The 22517-nt window shown below is 64.5% G+C and carries 25 protein-coding genes and 1 pseudogene; 13 read left to right on the top strand and 13 right to left on the bottom strand.

The genetic code is table 11. The features are described 5' to 3' along the window. Nucleotides 1-42 precede the first annotated feature (42 nt). From BO996_RS20270 to BO996_RS20250, 5 genes are all read right to left on the bottom strand, one after another. A complete protein-coding gene (locus BO996_RS20270; RefSeq protein ID WP_013801847.1) occupies nucleotides 43-768 on the bottom strand; it encodes an ABC transporter ATP-binding protein in 726 nt (241 codons plus the stop codon). Then, the gene (locus BO996_RS20265) at nucleotides 765-1628 is read right to left on the bottom strand and encodes an ABC transporter permease (protein ID WP_071956236.1); all 864 of its coding nucleotides are present in this window, start codon (nucleotides 1626-1628) and stop codon (nucleotides 765-767) included. Before BO996_RS20265 ends, BO996_RS20270 begins: the two co-directional genes overlap by 4 nt. A gap of 19 nt (nucleotides 1629-1647) precedes the next feature. Continuing rightward, nucleotides 1648-2640 carry an ABC transporter substrate-binding protein gene (locus BO996_RS20260; RefSeq protein ID WP_071956235.1) on the bottom strand — a complete coding sequence of 331 codons (993 nt, stop codon included), beginning with the start codon at nucleotides 2638-2640 and terminating at the stop codon, nucleotides 1648-1650. Nucleotides 2641-2752: 112 nt separating this feature from the next. Next, a complete protein-coding gene (locus tag BO996_RS20255) occupies nucleotides 2753-3058 on the bottom strand; it encodes an NIPSNAP family protein (RefSeq protein ID WP_012206218.1) in 306 nt (101 codons plus the stop codon). Between the two features lie 26 nt (nucleotides 3059-3084). Further along, the gene (locus tag BO996_RS20250) at nucleotides 3085-4641 is read right to left on the bottom strand and encodes a methyl-accepting chemotaxis protein (protein ID WP_043821204.1); all 1557 of its coding nucleotides are present in this window, start codon (nucleotides 4639-4641) and stop codon (nucleotides 3085-3087) included. A 206-nt stretch (nucleotides 4642-4847) separates the two neighbouring features. Here BO996_RS20250 and BO996_RS20245 point away from each other — a divergent pair, with 206 nt between their 5' ends. Both BO996_RS20245 and BO996_RS20240 read left to right on the top strand, forming a co-directional pair. Beyond that, a complete protein-coding gene (locus BO996_RS20245; RefSeq protein ID WP_034395743.1) occupies nucleotides 4848-5111 on the top strand; it encodes a VF530 family DNA-binding protein in 264 nt (87 codons plus the stop codon). A gap of 103 nt (nucleotides 5112-5214) precedes the next feature. Beyond that, nucleotides 5215-5715 (top strand): hypothetical protein, encoded by a 501-nt coding sequence (locus BO996_RS20240; RefSeq protein ID WP_143290011.1) that lies wholly within the window; start codon nucleotides 5215-5217, stop codon nucleotides 5713-5715. Between the two features lie 35 nt (nucleotides 5716-5750). On the opposite strand, the gene BO996_RS20235 is transcribed toward BO996_RS20240, so the two are convergent. Continuing rightward, on the bottom strand, nucleotides 5751-6452 hold the full coding sequence (locus tag BO996_RS20235; protein ID WP_071956233.1) for a pentapeptide repeat-containing protein: 702 nt from the start codon (nucleotides 6450-6452) through the stop codon (nucleotides 5751-5753). Between the two features lie 436 nt (nucleotides 6453-6888). Here BO996_RS20235 and BO996_RS20230 point away from each other — a divergent pair, with 436 nt between their 5' ends. From BO996_RS20230 to BO996_RS20205, 6 genes and pseudogenes are all read left to right on the top strand, one after another. Beyond that, a complete protein-coding gene (locus BO996_RS20230) occupies nucleotides 6889-7731 on the top strand; it encodes an STAS domain-containing protein (protein ID WP_063325645.1) in 843 nt (280 codons plus the stop codon). A 7-nt stretch (nucleotides 7732-7738) separates the two neighbouring features. Beyond that, nucleotides 7739-8113 (top strand): STAS domain-containing protein, encoded by a 375-nt coding sequence (locus BO996_RS20225; RefSeq protein WP_012206213.1) that lies wholly within the window; start codon nucleotides 7739-7741, stop codon nucleotides 8111-8113. Next, on the top strand, nucleotides 8103-8507 hold the full coding sequence (locus BO996_RS20220; protein WP_012206212.1) for an anti-sigma regulatory factor: 405 nt from the start codon (nucleotides 8103-8105) through the stop codon (nucleotides 8505-8507). Before BO996_RS20225 ends, BO996_RS20220 begins: the two co-directional genes overlap by 11 nt. A gap of 68 nt (nucleotides 8508-8575) precedes the next feature. Further along, nucleotides 8576-9553 carry an ATP-binding protein gene (locus BO996_RS20215; RefSeq protein ID WP_232240384.1) on the top strand — a complete coding sequence of 326 codons (978 nt, stop codon included), beginning with the start codon at nucleotides 8576-8578 and terminating at the stop codon, nucleotides 9551-9553. Continuing rightward, nucleotides 9550-10409: pseudogene (locus tag BO996_RS20210) on the top strand (sensor histidine kinase). Before BO996_RS20215 ends, BO996_RS20210 begins: the two are co-directional and overlap by 4 nt. 45 nt (nucleotides 10410-10454) lie before the next feature. Beyond that, nucleotides 10455-12416, top strand: a complete 1962-nt coding sequence (locus tag BO996_RS20205; protein WP_071956231.1) for a hybrid sensor histidine kinase/response regulator — start codon at nucleotides 10455-10457, stop codon at nucleotides 12414-12416. Here BO996_RS20205 and BO996_RS20200 read toward each other — a convergent pair. After that, nucleotides 12388-13284 (bottom strand): LysR family transcriptional regulator, encoded by an 897-nt coding sequence (locus BO996_RS20200; RefSeq protein ID WP_034398816.1) that lies wholly within the window; start codon nucleotides 13282-13284, stop codon nucleotides 12388-12390. The genes BO996_RS20205 and BO996_RS20200 overlap by 29 nt on opposite strands. Before the next feature lie 140 nt (nucleotides 13285-13424). Here BO996_RS20200 and BO996_RS20195 point away from each other — a divergent pair, with 140 nt between their 5' ends. The 4 genes from BO996_RS20195 to BO996_RS20180 all read left to right on the top strand — a co-directional run bounded on the left by BO996_RS20195 (nucleotide 13425) and on the right by BO996_RS20180 (nucleotide 15681). Continuing rightward, a complete protein-coding gene (locus BO996_RS20195; protein ID WP_097202034.1) occupies nucleotides 13425-14420 on the top strand; it encodes an NAD(P)H-quinone oxidoreductase in 996 nt (331 codons plus the stop codon). 166 nt (nucleotides 14421-14586) lie between these two features. After that, the gene (locus tag BO996_RS20190; protein ID WP_071956230.1) at nucleotides 14587-14892 is read left to right on the top strand and encodes an antibiotic biosynthesis monooxygenase family protein; all 306 of its coding nucleotides are present in this window, start codon (nucleotides 14587-14589) and stop codon (nucleotides 14890-14892) included. 208 nt (nucleotides 14893-15100) lie between these two features. Next, nucleotides 15101-15376 (top strand): type II toxin-antitoxin system ParD family antitoxin, encoded by a 276-nt coding sequence (locus tag BO996_RS20185; protein WP_071956229.1) that lies wholly within the window; start codon nucleotides 15101-15103, stop codon nucleotides 15374-15376. Then, the gene (locus tag BO996_RS20180; RefSeq protein WP_043821185.1) at nucleotides 15373-15681 is read left to right on the top strand and encodes a type II toxin-antitoxin system RelE/ParE family toxin; all 309 of its coding nucleotides are present in this window, start codon (nucleotides 15373-15375) and stop codon (nucleotides 15679-15681) included. The genes BO996_RS20185 and BO996_RS20180 overlap by 4 nt, the downstream gene beginning before the upstream one ends. A 39-nt stretch (nucleotides 15682-15720) precedes the next feature. Here the strand turns inward: BO996_RS20180 and BO996_RS20175 are convergent, their stop codons facing one another. Both BO996_RS20175 and BO996_RS20170 read right to left on the bottom strand, forming a co-directional pair. Then, a complete protein-coding gene (locus BO996_RS20175; protein ID WP_013801864.1) occupies nucleotides 15721-16359 on the bottom strand; it encodes a LysE family translocator in 639 nt (212 codons plus the stop codon). Beyond that, on the bottom strand, nucleotides 16356-17720 hold the full coding sequence (locus BO996_RS20170) for an MFS transporter (protein WP_071957176.1): 1365 nt from the start codon (nucleotides 17718-17720) through the stop codon (nucleotides 16356-16358). The genes BO996_RS20175 and BO996_RS20170 overlap by 4 nt, the downstream gene beginning before the upstream one ends. Nucleotides 17721-17809: 89 nt before the next feature. Here BO996_RS20170 and BO996_RS20165 point away from each other — a divergent pair, with 89 nt between their 5' ends. Continuing rightward, nucleotides 17810-18745: a LysR family transcriptional regulator gene (locus tag BO996_RS20165; protein ID WP_071956228.1), complete on the top strand. Its 936-nt coding sequence runs from the start codon at nucleotides 17810-17812 to the stop codon at nucleotides 18743-18745. A 2-nt stretch (nucleotides 18746-18747) separates the two neighbouring features. On the opposite strand, the gene BO996_RS20160 is transcribed toward BO996_RS20165, so the two are convergent. The 4 genes from BO996_RS20160 to BO996_RS20145 form a co-directional block, all read right to left on the bottom strand. Then, entirely contained in the window at nucleotides 18748-19122 is a 375-nt protein-coding gene (locus tag BO996_RS20160) for a cytochrome c (RefSeq protein ID WP_034395772.1), read from the bottom strand. Nucleotides 19123-19261: 139 nt separating this feature from the next. Beyond that, entirely contained in the window at nucleotides 19262-19669 is a 408-nt protein-coding gene (locus tag BO996_RS20155; protein WP_034395775.1) for a PRC-barrel domain-containing protein, read from the bottom strand. Between the two features lie 164 nt (nucleotides 19670-19833). Continuing rightward, nucleotides 19834-20403, bottom strand: coding sequence for a manganese efflux pump MntP (mntP, locus tag BO996_RS20150; RefSeq protein WP_043824905.1), 570 nt, complete (start codon nucleotides 20401-20403; stop codon nucleotides 19834-19836). Between the two features lie 284 nt (nucleotides 20404-20687). Then, nucleotides 20688-22472, bottom strand: coding sequence for a putative bifunctional diguanylate cyclase/phosphodiesterase (locus BO996_RS20145; RefSeq protein WP_071956227.1), 1785 nt, complete (start codon nucleotides 22470-22472; stop codon nucleotides 20688-20690). Between the last annotated feature and the right edge of the window lie 45 nt (nucleotides 22473-22517).

Genomic DNA, 22517 nt, shown 5'->3' with positions numbered 1-22517 from the left:
CAGTCCTTTGTTGTGTGGGTTGTTTCGCGGGCGGGGCCGGCGTCAGGCGATCTCTGTCTCGACGCCCAGGCTGCGCAGCAAGGTGGCGCGCAGCTGCATGAAGGCAGGATGGTCGGGGCGGCGGGGATGGGGCAGGTCCACGGCGTGGTCCTCGGCGATGCGGCCGTCCCTGAGCACCAGGATGCGGTCGGCCAGCAGCAGGGATTCGTCCACGTCGTGCGTGACGAGGATGACCGTGGGCCGTATGCGCTCGACCAGGCGCAGCAGCAGTCCGTGCATGCGCATGCGCGTGAGCGCGTCCAGCGCGCCGAAGGGTTCGTCGGCCAGCAGCACGTGCGGGTCGCGCAGCAGGCTGCGGGCCAGCGATGCGCGTTGCTTCTGGCCGCCTGACAGCGTGGCGGGCCAGGCGCCAGCCTTGTCCTGCAGGCCCACGTCGTGCAGGATTTGCCGTGCTGCGGGCAGCACGGCGCGCGCGTCCAGACCCAGCGTGAGGTTGTCCAGCACCGACAGCCAGGGCAGCAGGCGAGCATCCTGGAACAGCACGGACACATTGCCCTGCGCACTGGCCGCGCCGCTGGACTGCGCATGGCCGTCCAGCCCGGCGAGCGCGCGCAGCAAGGTGGTCTTGCCCGATCCGGACTCGCCCAGCAGGGCCACGAACTGGCCCGGGGCAATGTCCAGGTCGATGGCGTCCAGCACGTTCTTGCCGCCAAAGCTGCGCGTGAAGCGCTGCAGCCGCACGGCGCCCGGGGTGGGGTGATGGCTCATGATCCCAGCGACCTCCGGTAGGACAGCACATGCGCCTCGATGCGGCGCACCACGGCGTCGGACAGCAGGCCCAGCAGGGCGTAGATGAGGATGCCCACCACGATCACATCGGTCTGCCCCCAGTCGCGGGCGCGGTTCATGAGGTAGCCGATGCCGGTCTGCGTGTTGATCAGCTCCAGCACCACCAGCGCCGTCCAGCACAGCGACACGGCAATGCGCAGGCCCACGAAGAAGCCCGGCAGCGCCCCCGGCAGCGCCACCTTGCGGATGAATTCGGCGCGCGACAGGCCCAGGGTCTGGGCCAGCTCCACATGGCCGATGTCGATACCGCGCAGGGCCGCGTGGGTGTTGATGTAGACGGGCACCAGCACTGCCGTGAAGATCAGGAAGATCTTCATGGACTCGCCAATGCCCAGCCAGATGATGGCCAGGGGAATCAGCGCCAGCGTGGGCACGGCGCGCTTGATCTGCACCAGGCCGTCGAGCAGGGCCTCGCCCGTGCGCGTCAGGCCCGAGGCCAGGGCCAGCAGCACGCCAGCCACCACGCCCAGCAGCAACCCGCTGTAGGCACGGCCTGCCGATGCCAGCAGGTGGGGCAGCAGGCTGCCGTCGGCCACCATGCCGTAGCCGGCGACCAGGGCCTGCGAGGGCGCGGTCAGCGTCTCCGGCGACAGCCAGCCCAGGCGCGAGGCCGCCTCCCACAGCACCAGCAGCAGGCCGGGGCCTACCAGCAGCGCGCCCTGAGACAGGCGCGCGGGCACCAGTTGCACAGCGGCCCGGGTGGCGGGCTCGGATTGAGCGGCGGCTGCGGTGGCCGGTGACAGACCGGCCGCGTTGATGTCCAGTTGCGCTTGCGTCATCGTGTGTTTTCTGGCCGGTTCATCGGTTGGCCACGATCACGCGGTCGTAGGTGGACACGAAGGAGCCGGCCGCATCCAGCCGCTGCGGCAGGCTGCCGGCGGCGTGCAGGATGTCGATCAGCTTCTGGTGGTGGGGTTGCGCCTCGGCGGCCGTCTGGAACAGCAGGTCGGACTGCGATGCCAGGATGGCCGCCGTGCTCTCCGCATCGATGCGCTGGAACTGCGTGTAGTAGTGGCGGCCCCATTCCTGCTCGTGGCCATTGCTCCACTTGCCTGCGCGCACGAAGGCGCCCAGGAAATCGACGATGGCCTGGGACTTGGCCGGGTCGGCCAGCACGTCGGGCCGTGCGTAGATGTACGAGGTGGCGGGCAGCAGCGCGCGCTCCTGCGGATCGGGCACGGGCCGCGCGCCGATCTGCTTGCCCAGGCGCGTGACATGGGGCTCCATGAGCACGGCCACGTCCACCGCCTTGGCGCGCAGCGCGTCGTTGAGTTCGGCCACGCGCAGGTTGACCAGCTTCACGTCGGCCAGCGTCAGGCCCGCGCGTGTCAATGCCTCGATCAGGAAGACCTGGCGGCCCGAGCCTTCCACATAGCTCAGGCGCTTGCCGCGCAGGTCGGCCAGGCGCTCTATGCCTGCATCGGCACGCTGCACCAGCCGGTACTGGGCGCGCTCGCGCGTGAAGGTGGCGATGATGGGCAGCTGCACACCGGCGGCGCGCGCCTGGATGGGCGGCGTGTCGCCCACATAGGCAATGTCCAGCGCGCCTGCGCGTATGGCCTCGAAGATGGCCGGGCCGCCCGCGAAGTTGGGCAGCTCCAGCTGAAAGCCCAGGCGCTTGCGCTCGCCGCTGGCATCCAGCAGGTGGCGCAGCAGCTCGCTCTGGTCGGCGACGACCAATCGGGTCCTGGGGTCGGCCGCAGCCCGTGCGGCGGTGGTGGAAGCCAGGGCGGCAGCGGCCAGCAGAGACGGGCCGGCCAGCAGGAAACGACGCTTGTTCACGCGCTCCATCCTCAAAAGATTGCAATGGGATGGATGCTAGTTAGCGTGCTTCAGTTGTGAAAATACCGATTCCGTATTTGCAAACGCGCGCCACGCACATGGGCGTGGCGCGGGGGGAGGTTCAGCCGAACACCGGGCGCATGAAGCTGCGCTCGTAGCTCAGGATGCAGCGCGTGTCCTCCGCGTAGCGGAAGGCGGCCTGGCACTCGGGGTCCTGCATGGACTTGATGCGGTACTCCTCGTATAGCGCCATGCTGGGGAAGCTGAACATGGCCAGCGCCACATTGTTGGCGCCTTCGGACGGCAGGAAGTAGCCGTGGTGCTTGCCGCCGAATTTCTCGACCAGCGGAATCCAGGTCTTGCCGTACTCCTCGAATTCCTTGGCCTTGAACGGGTCGATGATGTAGCGCAGGTAGCAGGTGATCATGTCTGAAATGAGAAGGGAAGCGAAGCCTAGAGTTTGAACGATGCCGTCAGGCGGGAGAGCTTCTCCGACTCCTGCTGCAGCACTTGCGTGGCGGCCGAGGACTGTTCCACCAGTGCGGCGTTCTGCTGGGTCACGCGGTCCATGTCGGTCACGGCATGGCCCACCTGCTCGATGCCGGTGCTTTGCTCGCGGCTGGCCGAGGCGATCTCGGTCACGATGCCTGTGATGTTGCGCACCGTGGTGACCACTTCGCGCATGGTCTGCCCGGCCTGGTCCACCAGGGTGGCGCCGGCATCCACACGCTCCACCGAGGCCTGGATCAGCGTCTTGATCTCGCGCGCGGCCGAGGCGCTGCGCTGCGCCAGGGTGCGCACCTCGCCCGCCACGACCGCGAAGCCGCGCCCCTGGTCGCCAGCGCGCGCAGCCTCCACGGCCGCGTTCAGCGCGAGGATGTTGGTCTGGAAGGCGATGCCGTCGATCACGCCGATGATGTCCACCACGCGGCGCGACGAGGTATTGATCTCGCCCATCGTGCTCACCACCTGGTCCACCACGGTGCCGCCGCGCTCGGCCACCGCGCAGGCGCCCGAGGCGATCTGGCTTGCCTGCTGCGCGTTTTCCGCGTTCTGGTGCACGGTCGCGGTCAACTGCTCCATGGACGCCGCCGTTTCCTCCAGCGAACTGGCCTGCTGCTCCGTGCGCTGCGACAGGTCCAGGCTGCCCGTGGCAATCTCGCCGGCCGAGCGGTGGATGATGCCCGCCGTGTCATGGATGCGCGTCACCAGTTGGCGCAGCTGCTCGCTCATGCGCTGCACCGCCGCGATCACGCTGCCTTCCGGTGCGTGCGAAGCCCCCTCCAGCCCGGTTTGCGACAGATCCCCGGCGGCGATGCGGTTGGCGATCGCTGCCGCCACGGCCGGCTCGCCGCCGATGGCCTGGAGCACGCTGCGCGTGGCCATCCAGGCGATCAACGACAGCAGTGCGCCCAGCACCGCCAGCGCCGCCACCGACTTGATGATGGTGGCGATGAAGGCCTGCTGGATGTCGTCCACATAGTCACCCGCGATCAGGTCCCAGTTCCAGGAGGTGGATCGCTTGGCATAGGCCAGCTTCTCGCTGGGCTCCTTCGCGCCGGGACGGGGCCACCAGTAGGTGAGGTAGCCGTTGCCCTGGGCAGAAGCGCCCACGGCGGCAATGCTGCGGTAGAGGTAGCTGCCCTTGGCGTCCTGGAAGCCGGCCATGTTCTTGCCGTTGATGCCCGGGCTTGCGGGGTTGTTCAGCACCACGGAATCCGTCGTGATGCTGGTGATGTAGCCCGCACCACCGGCATAGCGCAGCTGCCCCACGCGGGCAATGGCCGTGGCCTTGGCGTCTTCTTCAGGCAGCTTGCCGGCCTTGGCCTCTGCCGCAATGGCGGCAATCAGGCTGTCTGCCGAATCGACAAAGTCCCGCAGCGCCTGCTGCCGGGCCTCATAGGCCTTGCTGCGTGCCTGGTAGGCGTTGAACAGGGTCAGCGCAAGCAGCGCCAGCAGGCAGAAAACCAGCGGAGCCAGCAATTTCTGGCGAAGGGACAGGGCAGGCATGGAAGCGGGTTCGAAGAAGAGGCAGGGACGCCGTGAATGCTACAGAAACTTCCTCTTTGGTTTCATGTGTTTACAAATTTTTCCGCGCTCGCACAGTGCCGGCGCGGCCCCGTTTCTGCGGGACCTGTCCTGCCGCTGCCAACCACGGCACCAGCGCGTGCACCGCACTGCCAGGCTTGCGGTCCATCACAAGGGAGAATCACCCCATGCAAGAAACTCCGCCCCCCGCCGCCCAGCCCCGCAATCCGCTGCACGGCGTCACGCTCGAAGCCATCGTCCGTGCCCTGGAGGCCCGCTATGGCTGGCCTGCCCTGGCACGGCAGGTTCCGGTGCGCTGCTTCACGCTGGACCCCAGCGTCAGCTCCAGCCTCAAATTCCTGCGCAAGACGCCCTGGGCGCGCGAGAAGGTGGAAGCGCTCTATCTGGACATGCTGCGCAAGGACAGGCGCAGCCCCGCTTCCACAGACTGAAGGCGCAAGCCGGACGCCACCGGACAAGATGTCCAGTGCGCAGGCACAGGCTGTGCCTATCATCGGCACCGTCTCCGATCCCGCAACCCTTTCAGACATCGCCATGACCCAGAGCCAGAACCCTGTCGCCGTGATTGCCTCCGCCATGAAGACGCACGGCATCGTGCCTGCGGATTTCGACATCGCCTCCATCGAGGATGAGTACGCCTTGATGGCGGCACTGCGCCAGCACACCAAGGCTGCACAGGTCAAATTGTTCGATGGCGGCATTGGCGAAGACAACGAGGCCGACGAAGACTACGTGGCCCTGCTCAAGCGCTTCGCCAAGGCTTGCGGTGGCGCCATCGGCTATGAGGGCATCGAATCCGGCATGGAGGGCGACACCGTCACGCTGCGCTTCCAATCGGGCGGCCAGGAGCACAGCTGGTCCTTCGAGCAGGACGGTGACCGCGTCAGCGAGGAGTTCCTGGACTTCATCATTGACCACTCCAAGTCCTGCACGGCGGGGGAGTTCATCAATCTGCTCGACGAGAACTCGCTGCTGACAGGCTTTGTGCCCAAGGACATCTCCAGGCTGCTGTACGAGCACGACATCGTTTACTGAGTGCGGATGGCGGTGGCGGCGCGCCCGCCTCGACTTCACATCACGCGCACGCCCAGCCCGCCCACCAGCTCGGCAGCCTGCTCATGCGAGATCAGGCTGCCCTTGAAATGCTGGCTGAGCGAGGCAATCGTCAAGCCGCGCAAGTCCGCCGAGCGCAGGTCCGCGCCATCGAACCGGGCATTCTTGAGATGGGCATCGCGCAGGCTTGCCTTGTGGAAAACGGCATCGCGGAAGTCGCAGCCGGCCAGATCGGCATCGCTGAAGTTCAGGCCTTCCAGCGTTTTCTTGCGGAAGGACATGCCGCGCAGATCGGCACCAATCAGCAGGGACTCATGAAAATCAATGCCCAGGGTTTGCGCACCGCCAAACCTGGCGCCGGTCAGCTTGACTTCAAGAAAGCGCGCTGAGGCCAGCTTGGCCAATTCCCAGTTGGTGTTGTTCAGGTCGCTCTGGCAAAACAGGGCATCCGTCAGGTTGGCCAGCCGAAAATCGGCGCGGCCCGCCTTGCAATGCAGCCAGCGGGTGCCGGCCAGTTGGCAGCTTTCAAAGCAGGTGTCGGCAAAACTGCACTCCACAAATTGCGCGCCCTGCAAATCGAGTTGATAGAGATTCAATCCATCGAATTCGCATTGCTCGAAACCCAGGCCATGAGAGGCTTCTTGTTTCAATAGCTCCGACAAACGGTCCTCATCAAAAATCTGATTGACGATGGTTTTTGTGGAAGGCTTTTTTTGCATGGTCAATATCAGGCATGGCGTATTTCAGAAAGGCTGGGCAGTGTATGGCCTTGCCGCGCCCAGGTGTGAAATGTCCTTGGGATTTTCCAAGGGCATGCATTGCGCAGTTTGACGGATGAGAAAACCTGTGAGCACACGGGTTGCGGGCTGCTTCCGGTGCCGGCTCCGCCCTCCAGGAAGGGCGGAACCGGCGTGCCCGCGTCCCCCCGTGGCTGCGTACCGGGGGCTTGCTGACCAGGTCGCGGCTTGGCGGGCATGCATCTGTCGAAAAACCCTTACAGGAGGATGCTATTTGATATTACAAAATGTGTCTCTCGTGGCGAGGGTGCCAGTAAATAATCTGCAGAAAACATGGTTGGCACGCCAGCTGTATTTTTACCAATGCAGTTCTCTGGCAGCCTCAACGAATAATTTATTTGAAATCCAGCAAATATCTATGACCGGAATTATCCAGCAAACACTCCAAAATGATATTGATGCCTTGATCCATGATTGGATGGCCCAGGCCAGCGTGGGTGATTCCACGCTCGGGAAGAATGCTGAAAAAGATGCGCGCGGGATTATCAACGCCATTGTGGGCGCCTTCGCTTCCGGCGCCGATCCGCAAAGGTTTTCGGACGAGGGCTGGAATCCCGCGCGGCGCCTGCTGGCCGAGCTGTCCCGCACCCGCGCCGCCCAGGGCCAGCGTGCCGGTGAAACCAGCCAGTTCATCCTGTCGCTGAAAAAGCCGCTGTTCGCGCACATCCAGCGCGGGCTGTCGGGCGATCCTGCTGCGGCCATCCAGGAAATCTGGAGGGCCACCGTGCTGGTGGACAACATGGCCCAGCACACGGTCAGCAGCTTCCAGCAGGCACGCGAGGAGATCATCATCCGCCAGCAGGAAGAGCTGCTGGAGCTGTCCACCCCCGTCGTCAAGCTGTGGGAGGGGGTGCTGGCCATTCCTCTGATCGGCACGCTGGACAGCAACCGCACCCAGGTGGTGATGGAGTCCTTGCTGCAAAGCCTGGTGTCGACCGAGTCGGAGCTGGCCATCATCGACATCACCGGCGTGCCCACGGTGGACACGCTGGTGGCCCAGCACCTGCTGCGCACCGTGACGGCCATTCGCCTGATGGGCGCGGACTGCATCATCAGCGGCATCCGGCCCCAGATTGCCCAGACCATCGTGCACCTGGGCATCGACATGCGCGACATCACCACCAAGGCCACACTGGCCGAGGCGCTCAAGCTGGCCATGGGCAAGACCGGCTGGCGCATCACCCGCCAGACACAGGAGTGAGCCATCCATGGACCGCATTCCAATCCTGCGCATGGGCGATGTGCTGCTGGTTTCCATCCAGATCGACATGCAGGACCAGACGGCGCTGGCGCTCCAGGACGACCTGGCCGAGCGCATCGCGAGCACGGGCGCCAGCGGCGTCATGATCGATATCTCGGCGCTGGAGGTGGTGGACTCCTTCGTCGGGCGCATGCTGGTGACCATCTCGGGCATTGCCCGCATCCTGTCTGCCGCCACCGTCGTGGTGGGCATGCAGCCTGCCGTTGCAATCACCCTGGTGGAGTTGGGCCTGTCCCTTGGCGGGGTCAGGACGGCGATGACCGTCGAGAGGGGAATGGCCCTTTTGCGGGCCCAGCAGTCGGGAGCCACCCTTGGAACATGATCGCAGCGGCCAAATGCCGTTACAAAACGAGCAGCAGATTGTTGCCACGCGCCAAACGGTGCGCTCGCTTTGCCAGATGCTGAAGTTCTCGCTGGTCGATCAGACAAAGATGATTACCGCTGCAAGCGAGCTGTCCCGCAATACGCTGATTCATGGAAAAGGTGGCCACATGAACTGGGCCATCATCGAAGTCAATGGAAAACAGGCCTTGCAATTGATTTTTGAAGACACAGGGCCTGGAATCAAGGATCTGAAAATGGCCATGACCGATGGTTTCACCACCGGCATGGGAATGGGCCTGGGCCTGCCGGGAAGCAAGCGGCTGGTGAATGATTTCAAGATAGAAACCGAGCTGGGCCAGGGCACACGAGTGAGTATCACCAAGTGGAAGTAATCCGGGGCTGGACCCATCGTTCATTTCCAATAGGCGATGCGAGCCGTGTGGGCGAGGTCAGGCGCCATGTGGTTGCACTGGCCTCCGACATGGGCTGGGGCGACGAGGACATGGGCCGTTCGGGGCTGGTGGCGACCGAGCTGGCCACCAACCTGGTGCGGCATGCCCGGGACGCTGAAATCTGGATAGCCGCGCGGCCGCCCCTGCATGACATCGAAATCATCTGTGTCGATCGCGGCCCGGGCATCGAGGACATCGCCACCGCCATGCAGGACGGGGTGAGCACCGGCTCGGGCTCGCCGGGCACGGGCCTGGGGGCCATCTCCAGGGTGGCCGACGACTTCTTTGTCGTCTCCGAAGCCTCCGGCACGGTAAGCCTGGCACGGCTGCGCGAAGGCCGCAGGGCGCCGTCGGCACTGTCGCTGCGCATGGGCGCCGTTTGCCTGGCCGTTGCGCCCGAGACCATCAGCGGCGACGCCTGGGCGGTCAGGTCGGGCGCGGGGCTGGCCGAGGTGCTGGTGGCCGATGGCCTGGGCCATGGACCGCTGGCGGGCGAGGCGGCCCGTGCGGCGGTCGATGTCTTTGCGTCGCAGAACGGGAAGGGGAACGGGAACGAGAACCGGAACGGCGGTGCCGATGCCGCCATGCCGCTGGACGAGTTCGTGGCCCAGGCCCATGCAGCGCTGCGCGGCACGCGAGGGGCGGCCCTGTTGGCGGTGCGCTTCGGCGCACAGGCCGTGCACAGCTGCGGTGCGGGAAACATCAGTGGCAGGCTTTTCAATGGCGTGGCCAGCCTTTCCCTGAGCAGCCAGCACGGCACGGCAGGTGTACAGATCTCGCGGCCCAGGGTGGCCGACTGCTCCAGCCTTGACCATGGCGTTCTGGTGCTGCACTCCGACGGCGTGTCTGCCCGCTGGAAGCATGAGGACTATGCGGGCCTGCTGGGCAGGGACCCCGGCCTGCTGGCCGCCTGCCTTCTCTGGCACAACACCCGCAGCAGGGATGACGCCACCGTGGTCGTCCTCAAGGCCGAGGAAGAGCAATGAACGAAGACGATCTCAAAGCCGAACTGGAACTGTGCCGCGCCGAGATCAGGTCCTTGCGCGAGGAGCTGGACGAGACCAATCGCGGCGTGGTCGCGCTCTACGGCGAGCTGGATGTGCAGGCCGAGAAGCTGCGCAAGGCCACCGAGCTCAAGAGCCATTTCCTCTCCTACATGAGCCATGAGTTCCGCACGCCCATAGGCGCCATCCGCAGCAATGCGCGCCTGCTGCTGGACCATGTGGATGGACCGCTTACCACCGAGCAGACCCGGCAGGTCGGCTTCATCCAGGAAACCGCCGCCGAGTTTTCCGAGATGGTCAACGACCTGCTCGACCTGGCCAAGATCGAGGCGGGCCGCCTGGAAATCTCGCCGGGCTGGTTCGAGATGATGGATTTGTTTGCCGCCTTGCGCGGCATGTTCAAGGCCATGGCGGACAACGTGGAGTTGAGCCTGGTGTTCGAAGAGCCCGGTGATCTGCCGCGCTTCTACACCGACAACCGCAAGCTCTCGCAGATCCTCAGAAACTTCATCTCCAATGCACTGAAATTCACGCCGCAGGGTGAGATCAAGGTGTCGGCAGAACTGGTGGGGGACATGCTGGTGAAATTCTCGGTGGCGGATACCGGCATAGGCATCGCCTCGGAATTCCACGATGCGATTTTCAATGACTTCACCCAGGTCGATTCACCCATCCAGAAGCGCCTGCGGGGCACGGGCCTGGGCCTGGCGCTGTCCAAGCAGCTGGCGCAGCTTCTGGGGGCTGGGTGGAAGTGCAAAGCGCCCTGGGCGAAGGCTCGACCTTCTCCGTGATCGTTCCCGCGCATCTTCCGGTCGATACCAAGGATCTGAAGGCCTGATACGGCCAAGCCGGTCTTCATCCCATCAAAAACAACAGGAACATCATGCCCAAGAACACGACTGGAATGATTCTTCCCTCATTCGACCGAAGCCTGCACACCATTCTTGTCGTTGACGACAACCCTGCCACGCGCTACTCCACGGCACGGGTCATCAGGGCGGCGGGATTCCAGACGGTCGAGGCGGAAACCGGGGAAAAGGCCATTGCCCTGTCGGAGACCGGCGTGGCAGCCGTGGTGCTGGATGTGCACTTGCCCGATATCTCGGGCTTTGACGTATGCCGCACCATCCGCGGTGCGCGGCACACCAGCCTGATTCCCGTGGTGCACCTGTCGGCCGAGTATGTGAAAAGCAATCACCAGGTGGCGGGCCTCAACGCCGGGGCCGATGCCTACATGGTGCACCCCGTGGAGCCGCAGCTGTTGATTGCCACGCTGCATGCCCTGATCCGCGCACGCCTGGCGGAAGACGGGCTGCGCCGCAGCGAGTCACGCTTTCGCGCCATCTATGACCAGGCGCCGGCGGCCATGATGCTGGTCAGCGCCGGCGGCCTGATCAGCGATGCCAATTCCCAGGCGCAGGCACTGCTGCAGCGCGGCATTGACGACCTGGCGGGCAAGCCGCTGACGGGCTTTGTTCCGCAGGCCGTTCGGGAAAAAGCTGCGCAGCAATTGGCCGAAGACCCCGAAAAGTCCTGGCGCGGCGAGTTCCCCATCCTCCCGGCAGACGGGCAGGAGCGCCTGATCTCCTGGAAGTTCTCCGATCCCATCGAGCCCGGCATCCGCCTGGCCGTGGCCCAGGACCTGACGGAGTCCCTGGAGTTCGAGAGGCAGCGCCAGCAGATGCTGGAGCAGGAGCAGGCGGCGCGCGTGGCCGCAGAGCGCATCAGCCGCACCAAGGATGATTTTGTCGCCGTGCTCTCGCATGAACTGCGCACGCCGCTGTCCCTGCTCAACGGGGGCACGCATTTGCTCAAGCGCGCCAACCTCAGCGAGGCCATGCTCAAGAAGGGCATAGATGCCATCGAGAAAGGCGTGAAGGCACAAAGCCGCATCATTGCGGACATTCTGGATATCTCGCGCCTGACGACGGGAAAACTCAATCTGCACCGCGAGGAGGTCAATGTCTGCTCATTGGCCGTGCAAAGCCTGGAGCCGTTGCGCGACAACGCCGCCGACAAGAACATCACCCTGCAGTTCGAGGCGCCTTCCGATGAAATCATGGCGTGGATCGATGTCACGCGATTCCAGCAAATCCTGTGGAACCTGGTCTCCAACGCCATCAAGTTCTCCAATGCGCGCAGCGCGGTGAAGGTGGGCCTTGAAATCAGTGACGAAAGCCTGGTGATGAGCGTGGCGGACGAGGGCGTGGGCATCGCGCCTGAATTCCTTCCCCATGTCTTCGAGCGCTTCTCGCAGGCCTCCGCCCCCGCCACCCGTGGCCATTCCGGCCTGGGATTGGGGCTGTCCATCGTCAAGCACCTGGTGGAGCTGCATGGGGGCACCGTGCGCGCCCACAGCGAAGGCGTGGGCCGTGGCGTCACCATGCGGGTGGAGATTCCGCTGCACGAGGCAAGCGCCTCCCCGGCCGACCCGATGAATGTGCATCTTGAAAATGGCGAATCCCTGAAAGGCAAGGACATCGTCATCGTTGAAGACAACGCGGACACCAGCGAAATGCTGAAAGTGGTGCTGACCGACCAGGGCGCCACCGTCAGGAGTGCCGAGAACTTCGACCAGGCCATGGCCCTGGTCCAGGCGCAGTGGCCCAGTCTCATCGTCAGCGACATAGGGCTGCCGGGAAAGGACGGGTTCCAGCTGGTCAAGGCCCTGCGCGAAGCGGAGGCCGCGCACTTTGGCGGAACAAGACAGGTGAAGATCGTGGCGCTCAGCGCCTTCGCCCGGGAGCAGGACCGCACCCAGGCGCTGCAGGCGGGCTTTGACCACTATCTGGAAAAGCCGCTGCAGCCCCACCTCCTCATCCGGGTGCTGCTGGAGCAGGGCTGATCGTCTGGCCCAGCGCCTGGGCCAGGAACTCGGCCGTGACGCGCACCCTGGCAGTGCGCTGCAGGTCGGGGTGCATGACCTGCCAGACCTCATAGTCGTCCGAGCGCTGGCGCTGGGGCCAGATGCGCAGCAGGCCTTCGCGCTCGCCCATGCTCACGGGCATCTCGCCCAGGCCGATGCCGGCCGCCACGGCCTTGCGCACCAGCAGGCTGGAGTTGGCGGCCATGGCGATCCGGGCCTGGCGCGCGGGCACATCGACCATGGTGGGAACGGGCCGCTGTTCCAGAAAGGGGCCATAGACCACGAGGTGGTGGCCGCGCAACTCGTCCTCTGCCGATGGCTGGCCAAAGCGCGCCACGTAGGCGGCGCTCGCAAACAGTCCCACGGGCCAGGCGACCACGCGGCGCACCACCAGCTCGGGTGCCTCGGGGCGAACGTTGCGAAACGCGATATCGGCCTGGCGGCGGCCCAGGTTCAGCATGTGCGTGGACACCTCCAGATCGACGCGGATGCCGGGCCAGCGCTGCTGCAGGCGTTCTATGGCGGGCAGCAGGAATTCGGTGGCGATCGAGTCGGTGCTGGTCACGCGCACCAGGCCGGCCGGGCTGTCGTCCAGCCCCTCGATGCGCGTGCGCAGGTCCAGCGCCGCGCCTTCCATGCGCCGCGCGGCGCCCAGCGCGGCCTCGCCAGCGGCGGTGAGCAGGTAGCCATCCCTGGCGCGCAAAAACAGCTTGCTGCCCAGCTCGGCCTCCAGCGCGTTCAGGCGCCGGCCCACGGTGGCCTGGTCCACGCCCAGGCTGCGCGCGGCGGCGCGCAGGGAGGGCGTGCGCGTCAGCGCGAGGAAGATGCGGGTGTCATCCCAGTTCATGGCGGTTTTGGTGATGCAGATTTGCAGCACTGTAGAGCGAAATCGCTGCGTTTGAGCGGCCTGGAGCAGTCGTAAGCTTTGGGTATCGGACCTTCAACCCTTTTTTGAATACTCATTGCGCAATGAAAGACAGCACAAGCATGCAAGCCATTGTTTTCGACGACTTCGGCGGCCCCGAAGTGCTCGTGGCCCGCGACGTGGCCCGGCCCGAAGTCCGGCCCCATGACCTTCTGGTGCGCAACGCCGCGATTGGCGTGAACCGTGCCGATGTATCCCACCGCAAGGGCGCCTATGGCCGCGCCCACTTTGGTGAATCCGACCTCATGGGCCTGGAGATCGCCGGCACCGTGGTGGAGGTGGGCGCGCAGGTGCAGGGCTTTGCCGTGGGCGACCGCGTCATGGGCATCGTGGGCGGCGGCGCCTATGCCGAGCTGTCGCGCATCGACTACCGCATGGCCATGCATGTGCCCGAGAGCCTGTCGCTGACCGACGCCGGCGCGGTGGCCGAAGTCTTCGTCACCGCGCATGAGGCGCTGTTCCACCTGGCCAGCCTGCAGCCCGGCGAATCGGTGCTGATCCACGCGGCGGGCAGCGGCGTGGGCTCGGCGGCCGTGCAACTGGCGCATGCGGCCGGCGCGCGCGTGTTTGCCACGGCCAGCGGCGACAAGCGGGACGCCGTCACGGGCCTTGGCGCCGATGTGTTCATCGACTACCGCAGCGAAGACTTCCAGGCCGTGGTGGCCGACAGGACGGGCGGCAAGGGCGTGGATGTGGTGGTCGACTTCATTGGCGCCCCCTACCTGGAGCGCAATATGCGCTCGCTGGGCATGGGCGGGCGCATGGTCTGCGTGGGCCTGCTGGGCGGCGCGCTGGCGGCGGCCGTGCCCATGGATGTGCTGCTGTACAAGCACCTGCGGATCTTCGGGACGGTGATGAAGTCGCGCCCGCCCGAAGTCAAACAGGCCATGGTCCAGCGCTTCGCCCAGCGCTGGCTGCCCGCGCTGGCGGCCGGCACCATCCGCCCGGTGATCGACAGCACCTACCCGCTGGCCGAGGCCGCGCAGGCGCACCGGCGCATGGAATCGGGCCAGAGCGTGGGCAAGCTGCTGCTGATCCCTGAGCAGGCAGGGCAGTAAGGCGCCTGCCCGGGGCGCGCATCCCCTGGGCAGGAATCCTCAAGTTCTGCAATATTCCAAGTCTCCGGATGCGCGCAGCCCTGCGCGCATCCAGTCTCTCAACCAGGAGCGATGACCCCGGCCGCCCTCCCGCGCCGACATCGAGCCGCCTCTCCAGGAGATATCCATGATTGTTGAAATTGCCGAACTGAGGGTCGATCCCGCCAGGCACGAAGAATTCGGCCAGGCCCTGACCCAGGCCGTGGCCGACGTGCTGTCCAAGGCCGGTGGATACCGTGGGCACAGCATTCTTGCCTGCATGGAAACGCCCGGCCGCTACGTGCTGCAGGTGAACTGGGAGACCCTGGAAGACCACACCGTGGGCTTTCGCGAGTCACCCGCCTTCGCGCAGTGGCGCGCCATCATCGGCCCGTACTTTGCGCAGGCACCGCATGTGGAGCATTTCGTGGTGAGGGATGCGCAGGCGAACTGAGCCTGGCATCTGCGGCCGCGCCGCCCGCCCGTTGTGGGCGTGGCGGGCGTGGCAGGCGCTGGGGGCGGGCTTGCATTCGCCTCATCCTCTTGCATACGCAGCGTTTCAGGGCTGGTATGGCACATCGGCAGCAATGCATTGATTTGATAACTGTTGATAAATGCGCTAGGCTGTGTTGCAGTTTCAAACCCCACGAGGAGGGCGCAGCATGATTTCTGCAGATTTGGGCAAGCAACTCGAAGGCTATGTCCAGCAGCTTGTCGACACCGGGCGGTACGGATCCAAGAGCGAAGTGTTGCGTGAGGGGGTTCGGCTGGTGCAGGACAGGGAAACCAGGCTGACTGCGCTCGACGCGTCCATCAGGCGCGGATTGGCTGACGCGGACGCGGGGCGCACAAAGCCAGCTGGCGCTGTGTTCGACAGACTGGAAGCCAAATACCGCGCAATGGCCGAACAGGCCGAAAAGAACAACCCGTCCGCATGATTGTTGAATTCACGGGCAATGCGGAATGCGACCTGGAGCACATCGCTGACTACATAGCTCAGGACAATCCGCGCCGCGCACTGTCATTCGTGCAGGAGTTGCGTGACAAGTGCGAAGCCCTGGCACGCAGGCCATTCGCTTTTCCGCTGGTACCCCGCTATGAAGGCCACGGCATTCGTCGGCGCGTGCATGGCAACTATCTGATCTTCTACCGCGTGGCCGAGGAAGAAGAGCGGACCATCATTCTTCACATCCTGCACGGCGCAATGGACTACGCCGCTGTCTTGTTCGAAGAGGGTGAGTAGCAGCGGGCCAGCCCTTGCGAGCAAGGGCTGCGCACGCACTCAGCCCAGCTTGTGCCGTGTCCTGAGCAGTCCCACGCCCAGCGCGATGAAGGTGCCGCCCACGATGCGGTTGAACAGCTTGGCGTGTGCCACCAGGTGGCCCTTGATCAGGGAGATGAGCAGCACGTAGCAGGCGTGCGAGATCAGGGCGCAGACCGCGAAGGTGGTGGTCAGCACCAGGTACTGCGTGAGCAGCGGCTCGCCCGGGACGACAAACTGGGGAAACAGCGCCGAGAAGAACAGGATGGCCTTGGGATTGGTCAGCGACACGCCCATGCCCTGGGCCACCAGTTGCCAGTTTTTGCGCTCGCGCCGCTGGGTGGGGGCCAGGCCCGCATCGCTGCCCAGCAAGCCGTCCTTGCTGCGCCAGCGCTTGACGCCCAGCCAGATCAGGTACATGGCGCCCGCCACCTTCATGGCCAAAAATGCATGGGCCGACATGGCGAGGATGGTCCCCATGCCGATCATCGCCAGCCCGGACACCACAAAGATGCCGACCGAGCTGCCCAGCGAGCTCAGTGCCGTTCGCCTTGCGCCCACGTCCACCGAGTTGGAGATGGCCAGCAACACGGCGGGGCCGGGGGTGAAGCACATCAACAGCGAGACGCCGCAGAAAACAAGCCAGTGGGCGATGGTCATGATCGGGGGGAGGTCGGTGGGGGAAGACAGCCGACATTCTCGTGCAAGTGGGGGGTCTTCGCGGCCTTGGCGTTGCGAATGGCACCGGCCCGTGCAAACAGCTGCATGGCCCAGCCCGCGCAGGCCGCCGCACAGGCCCAGACCAGCCCCCAGCCCTGGGCCGACAGCAGGTGCGGTATGGCCAGGGGCACCAGAAAGCAGACCGCGAACACGGAGGTATTGGCCATGCCCAGCGCCGTGCCCGCGCGGGCTGCACCGGCCAGCCCGGCCAGCTGCGTGTAGGCCACGCCATGCCAGGCGGACACGCAGATGCCGCAGATGCCCAGCATCACCATGAGAGCCGCACCCATTGCAGCAGACCCGGCCGGGTGGCCGGCCCAGCTCAGGACCGCAAGGCCCGCGAACAGCGCCAGGGTGAGCTGGCAGCAGGCGCGCAGAAAGGCAGGCCTGTTCCGGTGCCTGTCGGTCCAGCGGCCGCTCCAGATCCGCAAGGCCATGGAAGCCAGTTGCACGACCGACATGACGGCGGCCGCCGCGCCCAGCCCCAACTGGGCATAGTCATGCAGGAACACCGTACCGAAGGACAGCACGGCGAACTGCGGGGCGCAAAGGATGCCGATGCCGGCGGCCATGCGCCAGGCCTGCAGATCGCGCAATGGGCCGGGCGTGGTGGTTGCTGCGTGGTGCGGCGCGGCGGCCTTGCTTCGAAGCGGTGACTGCGGCGGCTCCTGAATCCACAGCGCGGCGAATGCGGCAGCCCCAAGGCACAGCGCAGCCAGCACGCCATAGACGGCGGCAAAGCCTGCATGCGTGGCCAGGCTGGTCAGCAAGGGCGCGCCGATGGCGCCACCCAGCGGCACGGCGGTCTGGCGGATGCTCATGGCCAGGCCGCGCTCGCCTTCGGCAAACCAGCCCATGACTGCCCGGCCGCTGGCGCCGTTCACGCTGCCGCCCAGCAGCCCCACCAGCACCAGGCCGCCAGCCAGCAAGCCAAATGGCGGGATATAGGCCGGCGATGGCGAAGCCCATAGCGCCATGGCCGCCAGGGCCACGGCCGTGCCGCACAGGCCGAGCAGCAGCACCGGCCGGTCACCCCAGCGGTCCGTCAGCAATCCCCAGGGCAATTCACTGAGCGCAATGCCCAGGCCCATCAGCCCCAGCGCCAGGCCCAGCGTCTGGGTGTCCAGCTGGTAGCCCGAACGCATGAGGATGGCCGTCATGGGAATCCCGCTGAAAGCCACGGAAAACGCGGCATTGGCGATGACGCCTGCCGCCAGCACCTTCCATCGGTGGCGGGGCGGGGAGGGCAAGGGCAGGAGGGGGCCCGGATCGGCGCCGGGTGCAGGAGAAGAGGAGGTCATGGGCGGCAGTATGTTGGGCTTCAACCATCCTGAAAATCACATAATTTCGCATCTACAATCCATTTTTTCAGCACGATTGGGGCTTGGCAATGACACGCGTTCTCTATGACCTGGATGTGCTGCGCACCTTTTGCACCGGCGTCGAACTGGGCAGCTTTGCCCGGGCGGCGGACCGGCTGGGCCGCTCCACATCCGCCGTCAGTGCCCAGCTCAAGAAGCTGGAGTCCCAATGCGGCACGCCCTTGCTGCGCAAGTCCGGCCGGGGGCTGGTGCTGACGGAGGCGGGGGAAACCTTGCGCGGCTACGCGCTGCGCCTGCTGGAGCTCAACGACCGCGCCGTGGCGGCCGTGCGCGGCAGCGAGCTGCGCGGCCTGGTGCGCCTGGGCCTGCAGGAAGACCTGGGCGAAAGCGTGCTGCCCCATGTGCTGGGGCAGTTCGCACGTGCCCACCCGCACGTGCGCATCGAGGCCAGCGTGGCCCGCAGCGATGAACTGCGCGAACGCATGGCCCTGGGCCAGTTCGACCTGGCGCTGCTCTGGGATGTGGGCATGAACCATGCCTGCGTGCATGGCGAGCACATCATGCGGCTTCCGCTTCAGTGGATTGGCCCGGCATCGCTGGATGCGGCCGAGGCCGGCTGGGCGCGCGGCCTCAACGGCGGGGCGCAGGGCGATGAGGCGCTGCCCCTGGCCATGCTTGAGGCGCCTTGCCCCCTGCGTGACATCGTGACGGCCGCCCTGGACAAAAAGGGCCTGGCCTGGCGGCACGCCTTCAACAGCGCCAGCCTGACCGCCGTCTGGGCCGCCACGGCGGCCGGCCTGGGCCTGTCCGTGCGCACGCCGTTCGGCCTGCCCGCCCACGTCAGGCCGCTGGATGCACACGCCCTTGGCCTGCCGACCCTGCCGTCCATGGACCTGATCCTGGGCCGCGCCGCGCTGGATGCCCCGGAGCCCGTGGACCGCCTTGCGCGCATCCTGGTCGATGCAGTGCGCGAGCATGTGCGCAGGCAGGAAATCGCAATTTGAATTTATTTCTTCGTGATCAGGCCACTGAAATACTCATTCAGGTCACGAAAATCCTTCACCGTCCAGGCATGGGGCGGTACTTTCACGCCGTTTTCCCGCAAGGTCCGGGGAATCAAATCTCCATTCGGGCGAAGAATGACGGACGAGACAATCACGCCCGGATAATCATGCAGCCTTTTTCTGAAGGCGGCGGTCGTCAGGTCGGGCGTGGGAGGGTTGCTCTTGTTGGCCAGCGGGCCCGTGCCCCTGGCGTCTGCCCCGTGGCACATGGCGCATCTCGATGAATAGAGCTGCTTCCCATTGCTGTTGTCCGCAAAGGAGGGCGATGCCTGAATGACCAACGATATTCCCAATGACGCGGCGAAGAGTATTTTCATTTGCTCGTGGATTTTTTGTATGAATCTGATCCGCCGCGATCATATTGCCTTCCACGGCCACCCTGGATGCTTGCCTGGCTGCCAGCCACGCGCCCACGAAAAAGCCCTGCAGTGCAGGGCTCGTGAATGAGGGCCTGGATTACTTCTTCGCGTATTCGAACTTGGGCAGCGCCTTCAGCGCGTCCTTGGTGGCGCCGGGCAGGGTGATCTTGTTGTTTTCCACGCGGAACTGGTTCACGGGAATGGCCACGTCATGCTTGCCCATGCCCAGGAACCCGCCTGCGCCGATGATGGCGTACGACACGGCCTTGTCGGGTGCGACGATCACATCGTCGATCTTGCCCACGGCCTTGCCTTCCTCGTTGTAGACGCTCTTGCCCAGCACGGACTTCTTCAGGCTCCAGCCCGTGGCCACGGCCTGGACTTCAGTGGCCGCCACGCCCAGCGTGGTGGTGCCCGCCACGGGCTGGGCCCAGCTGGTGGAGGCTGCACCTGCGATCAGTGCGGCAGCGATCAAACCCATCTTCAGCGTCTTGTGACCTGTCATAGAGAACTCCTGGAAAACAAAATTTGAAGCCCTCATTAGGAGTGCTGCCCAAGCGCACGGAGATCGGAAAAGCAAGCAAAGGCCTGTCAGCCAATCGAGCGGCGCGGCGAGGAGCTTGCCTACAAGCTCCCGCAATCGTGCGCTGGCGGGGTGCAGGCCCCCAATCAGATGGCGCTCAGATGCTCATACAGAATCACCGAGCCGATGCCGATCAGCAGCACACCGCCAACGGCCTCCGCCCAGCGGCCCGCAATGCTGCCCAGCAGGCGGCCGACCATGACGCCCAGGGTCACCATGGCGAAGGTGGCAAAGCCGATGGCCAGGGCCACGGTGGTGATGCTCACATCCAGGAAGGCCAGGCCCACGCCCACGGCCATGGCGTCGATGCTGGTGGCGAATCCGGTGGCCACCAGCAGCCAGAAGCCGTGCCGGGCGGGCTTGGCCTCTTCTTCGCCGTCAGCGGCCTTGAGGGCGCCCAGCAGCATGCGGCCGCCCAGCACCAGCAGCAGCACGAAGGCAATCCAGTGGTCCCATGCCTTGACGTAGTCGGAAGCCGCATAGCCCAGCGCCCAGCCGGCCAGCGGCGTCAGGGCTTCGATGACACCGAAGATGGCGCCTGTGCGCAGGGCTTCGGACCAGCGGGGTTTGAGCAGGGCGGAGCCCTTGCCCACGGCGGCGGCAAAGGCGTCGGTGGACATGGCAAAGGCCAGGAGCAGGATGGATGCGGCGTTCATCTGGGAGGGGTTCTTCACGGCCGGGCAAGCGCACAACGGCAGTTCACCGCTGCCCGACCTTGTGACCTGTGTCGCGGTGAAATGCCGATGGTCTCGCCAACCGAAGAACGGATGCCTGCGCCACAGCATGCAGGATGCCGAGTGTGTTGACGCATGCGCTTGCAGGTTGCAAGCAGGCTACTCCCCAAGGGATGCGTGATTCTAGGAGCGCAGGGCGTGATCGGGGCCTATGCCCCCATCGGCATGCGGCTCTCTGGAAATGATTCGTATCTTCGTGGCTGCCGCTATTTTCCGTTGGCGTACCGATTGCGCTCTTCAACGAATTTCCTGATTTCCGACGCTTCAATGGGCCTGCTGAAATAGTAGCCCTGTATTTCATCGAAACCCAGGGAAACCAGTAAATCAAAGACTTCGGCGCTGTCAACGCCCTCTGCCACCAGGCGGTAGCCAAGATCCGAGGCCATGGTCATGATGGATTTCAATACGGACAGGGCCCGGTCATTGGTATCGATGTCGCAGACCATGGACCGGTCTATCTTCAATATCTCGGCAGGCAGATTCTTGAGCGATGCAAGATTGGAATATGCGGCGCCAAAATCATCCAGTGCAACCTTTATGCCGAGTTTCCTGATGTGTTGAAGCGCCTGAACCGTGCCCTGGCCTGTCAGCACATCGCTTTCTGTGCACTCGATCACGATGTTTTTCAGCGGAACGCCGTGCTGGTTGCACATGGCGTTCAGGTAGTCCGGAAAATCGACCTCATCCAGATTGCGCGGGGAGATGTTGATGGAGACCTGAAGATCGAGTTTCTCGGCTTTCCAGGCCGCCACCTGCGCCAGCGCCGTTTTGATCACGAACCGTGTCAGGCTGTGGATCAACGGCGTGGCTTCAACCAGGGGGATGAATTCGCTGGGCGGGATTTCTCCCATTTGTGGATGCTTCCAGCGTATGAGCGCCTCCAGCCCCTTGCAGCTGAAACTGTGGTTGTCAAATTTGGGCTGGTACACCAGCCGCAGCTGCCCATTGCCCAGCGCATGTCCGAAGTCCCGCAGGAGCCGATAGGATCTTTGCTGGAGACTGTCCTCATTCTCCTCATAGCGGTGAAATGATCGTGCGTTGTATCCGGCCTGCTGCACGCACACCATCGCCTTGCGAATGACATCGTCCACCTCGTCCTGGTTCAGGTAGAACCGCACCACGCCTGCCCTGGGTTGAAGTTCGAACCGCAGATCGGCGCTGGTGATGGGTGTTTGCAGGTACTCCAGCAATTGGTTGACCAATGCCTCCTCATCTTCTTGCCTGCCTGCGCTGATCACCCAGGCAAATCTTGCCAGGCCCACGTGGTAGACGGTTGCGTGCGGCCCCGTCATGTCCGTGACTGCCTTGGCAATGTCGCGCATGAGCTGCTCGACATAGTTCAAGCCCAGCGCATTGCTCATTTCCAGCAGGCTGGCGTGGTTGAGCACCTCCATCAATACCAGACCGCGTGCCGATCCCGGGGCCAGAATGCAAAGGCTCTTCAGGTCCAGCTTGAGTTGCGTGCGATTTGGCAGGCCCGTGACTTCGTTTATTTTTCCAATTCTGTGATGGTATTGGAGTTGAGCCTGAACGATGGCGGCCATGGCTTGCAGTTGCTGGCCTTGCTCTTCGGAGAATGTCCTGGGCTGGGTATCGATGATGCACAGGCTGCCGATGGCGTGGCCGGATTCCATTATCAAAGGCACACCTGCATAGAACCTGATATTGGGCTTGTGGGTGACCAGGGGATTTTCTGAAAATCTGCTGTCCAGGTGCGTATCGGGAATCACCATGATTCCTTCGTTTCTGATGGTGTGGTCACAGAAGGCATCCGTGCGCAGGCTGCCATCCATATCCACACCCACCGGTGCCTTGAACCATTGCCTGTGCTCGTCCAGAACCGTAATGATGGCAATCGGAGCCATGAACATGCGGCTGGTGAGCTCGGTGATGCGCTGAAATTCCTTTCTGGCATTCAGGTCCAGGATTTCAGCGGTCTGCAGTCCGAGCAGTTGCTCTTTCTCGGATTCGGTAGTCCAACGGGTAAGCATCGATTTCCTGCCTCAGTGAACCCAAACTATAAAACTGCCGCGCCT

Source organism: Delftia sp. HK171 (assembly GCF_001886655.1).
GTDB classification, from domain to species: Bacteria; Pseudomonadota; Gammaproteobacteria; order Burkholderiales; family Burkholderiaceae_C; genus Comamonas; species Comamonas acidovorans.
The sequence above is the reverse complement of the archived record's forward strand: the minus strand, read 5'-3'. Positions and strand labels throughout refer to the sequence as shown.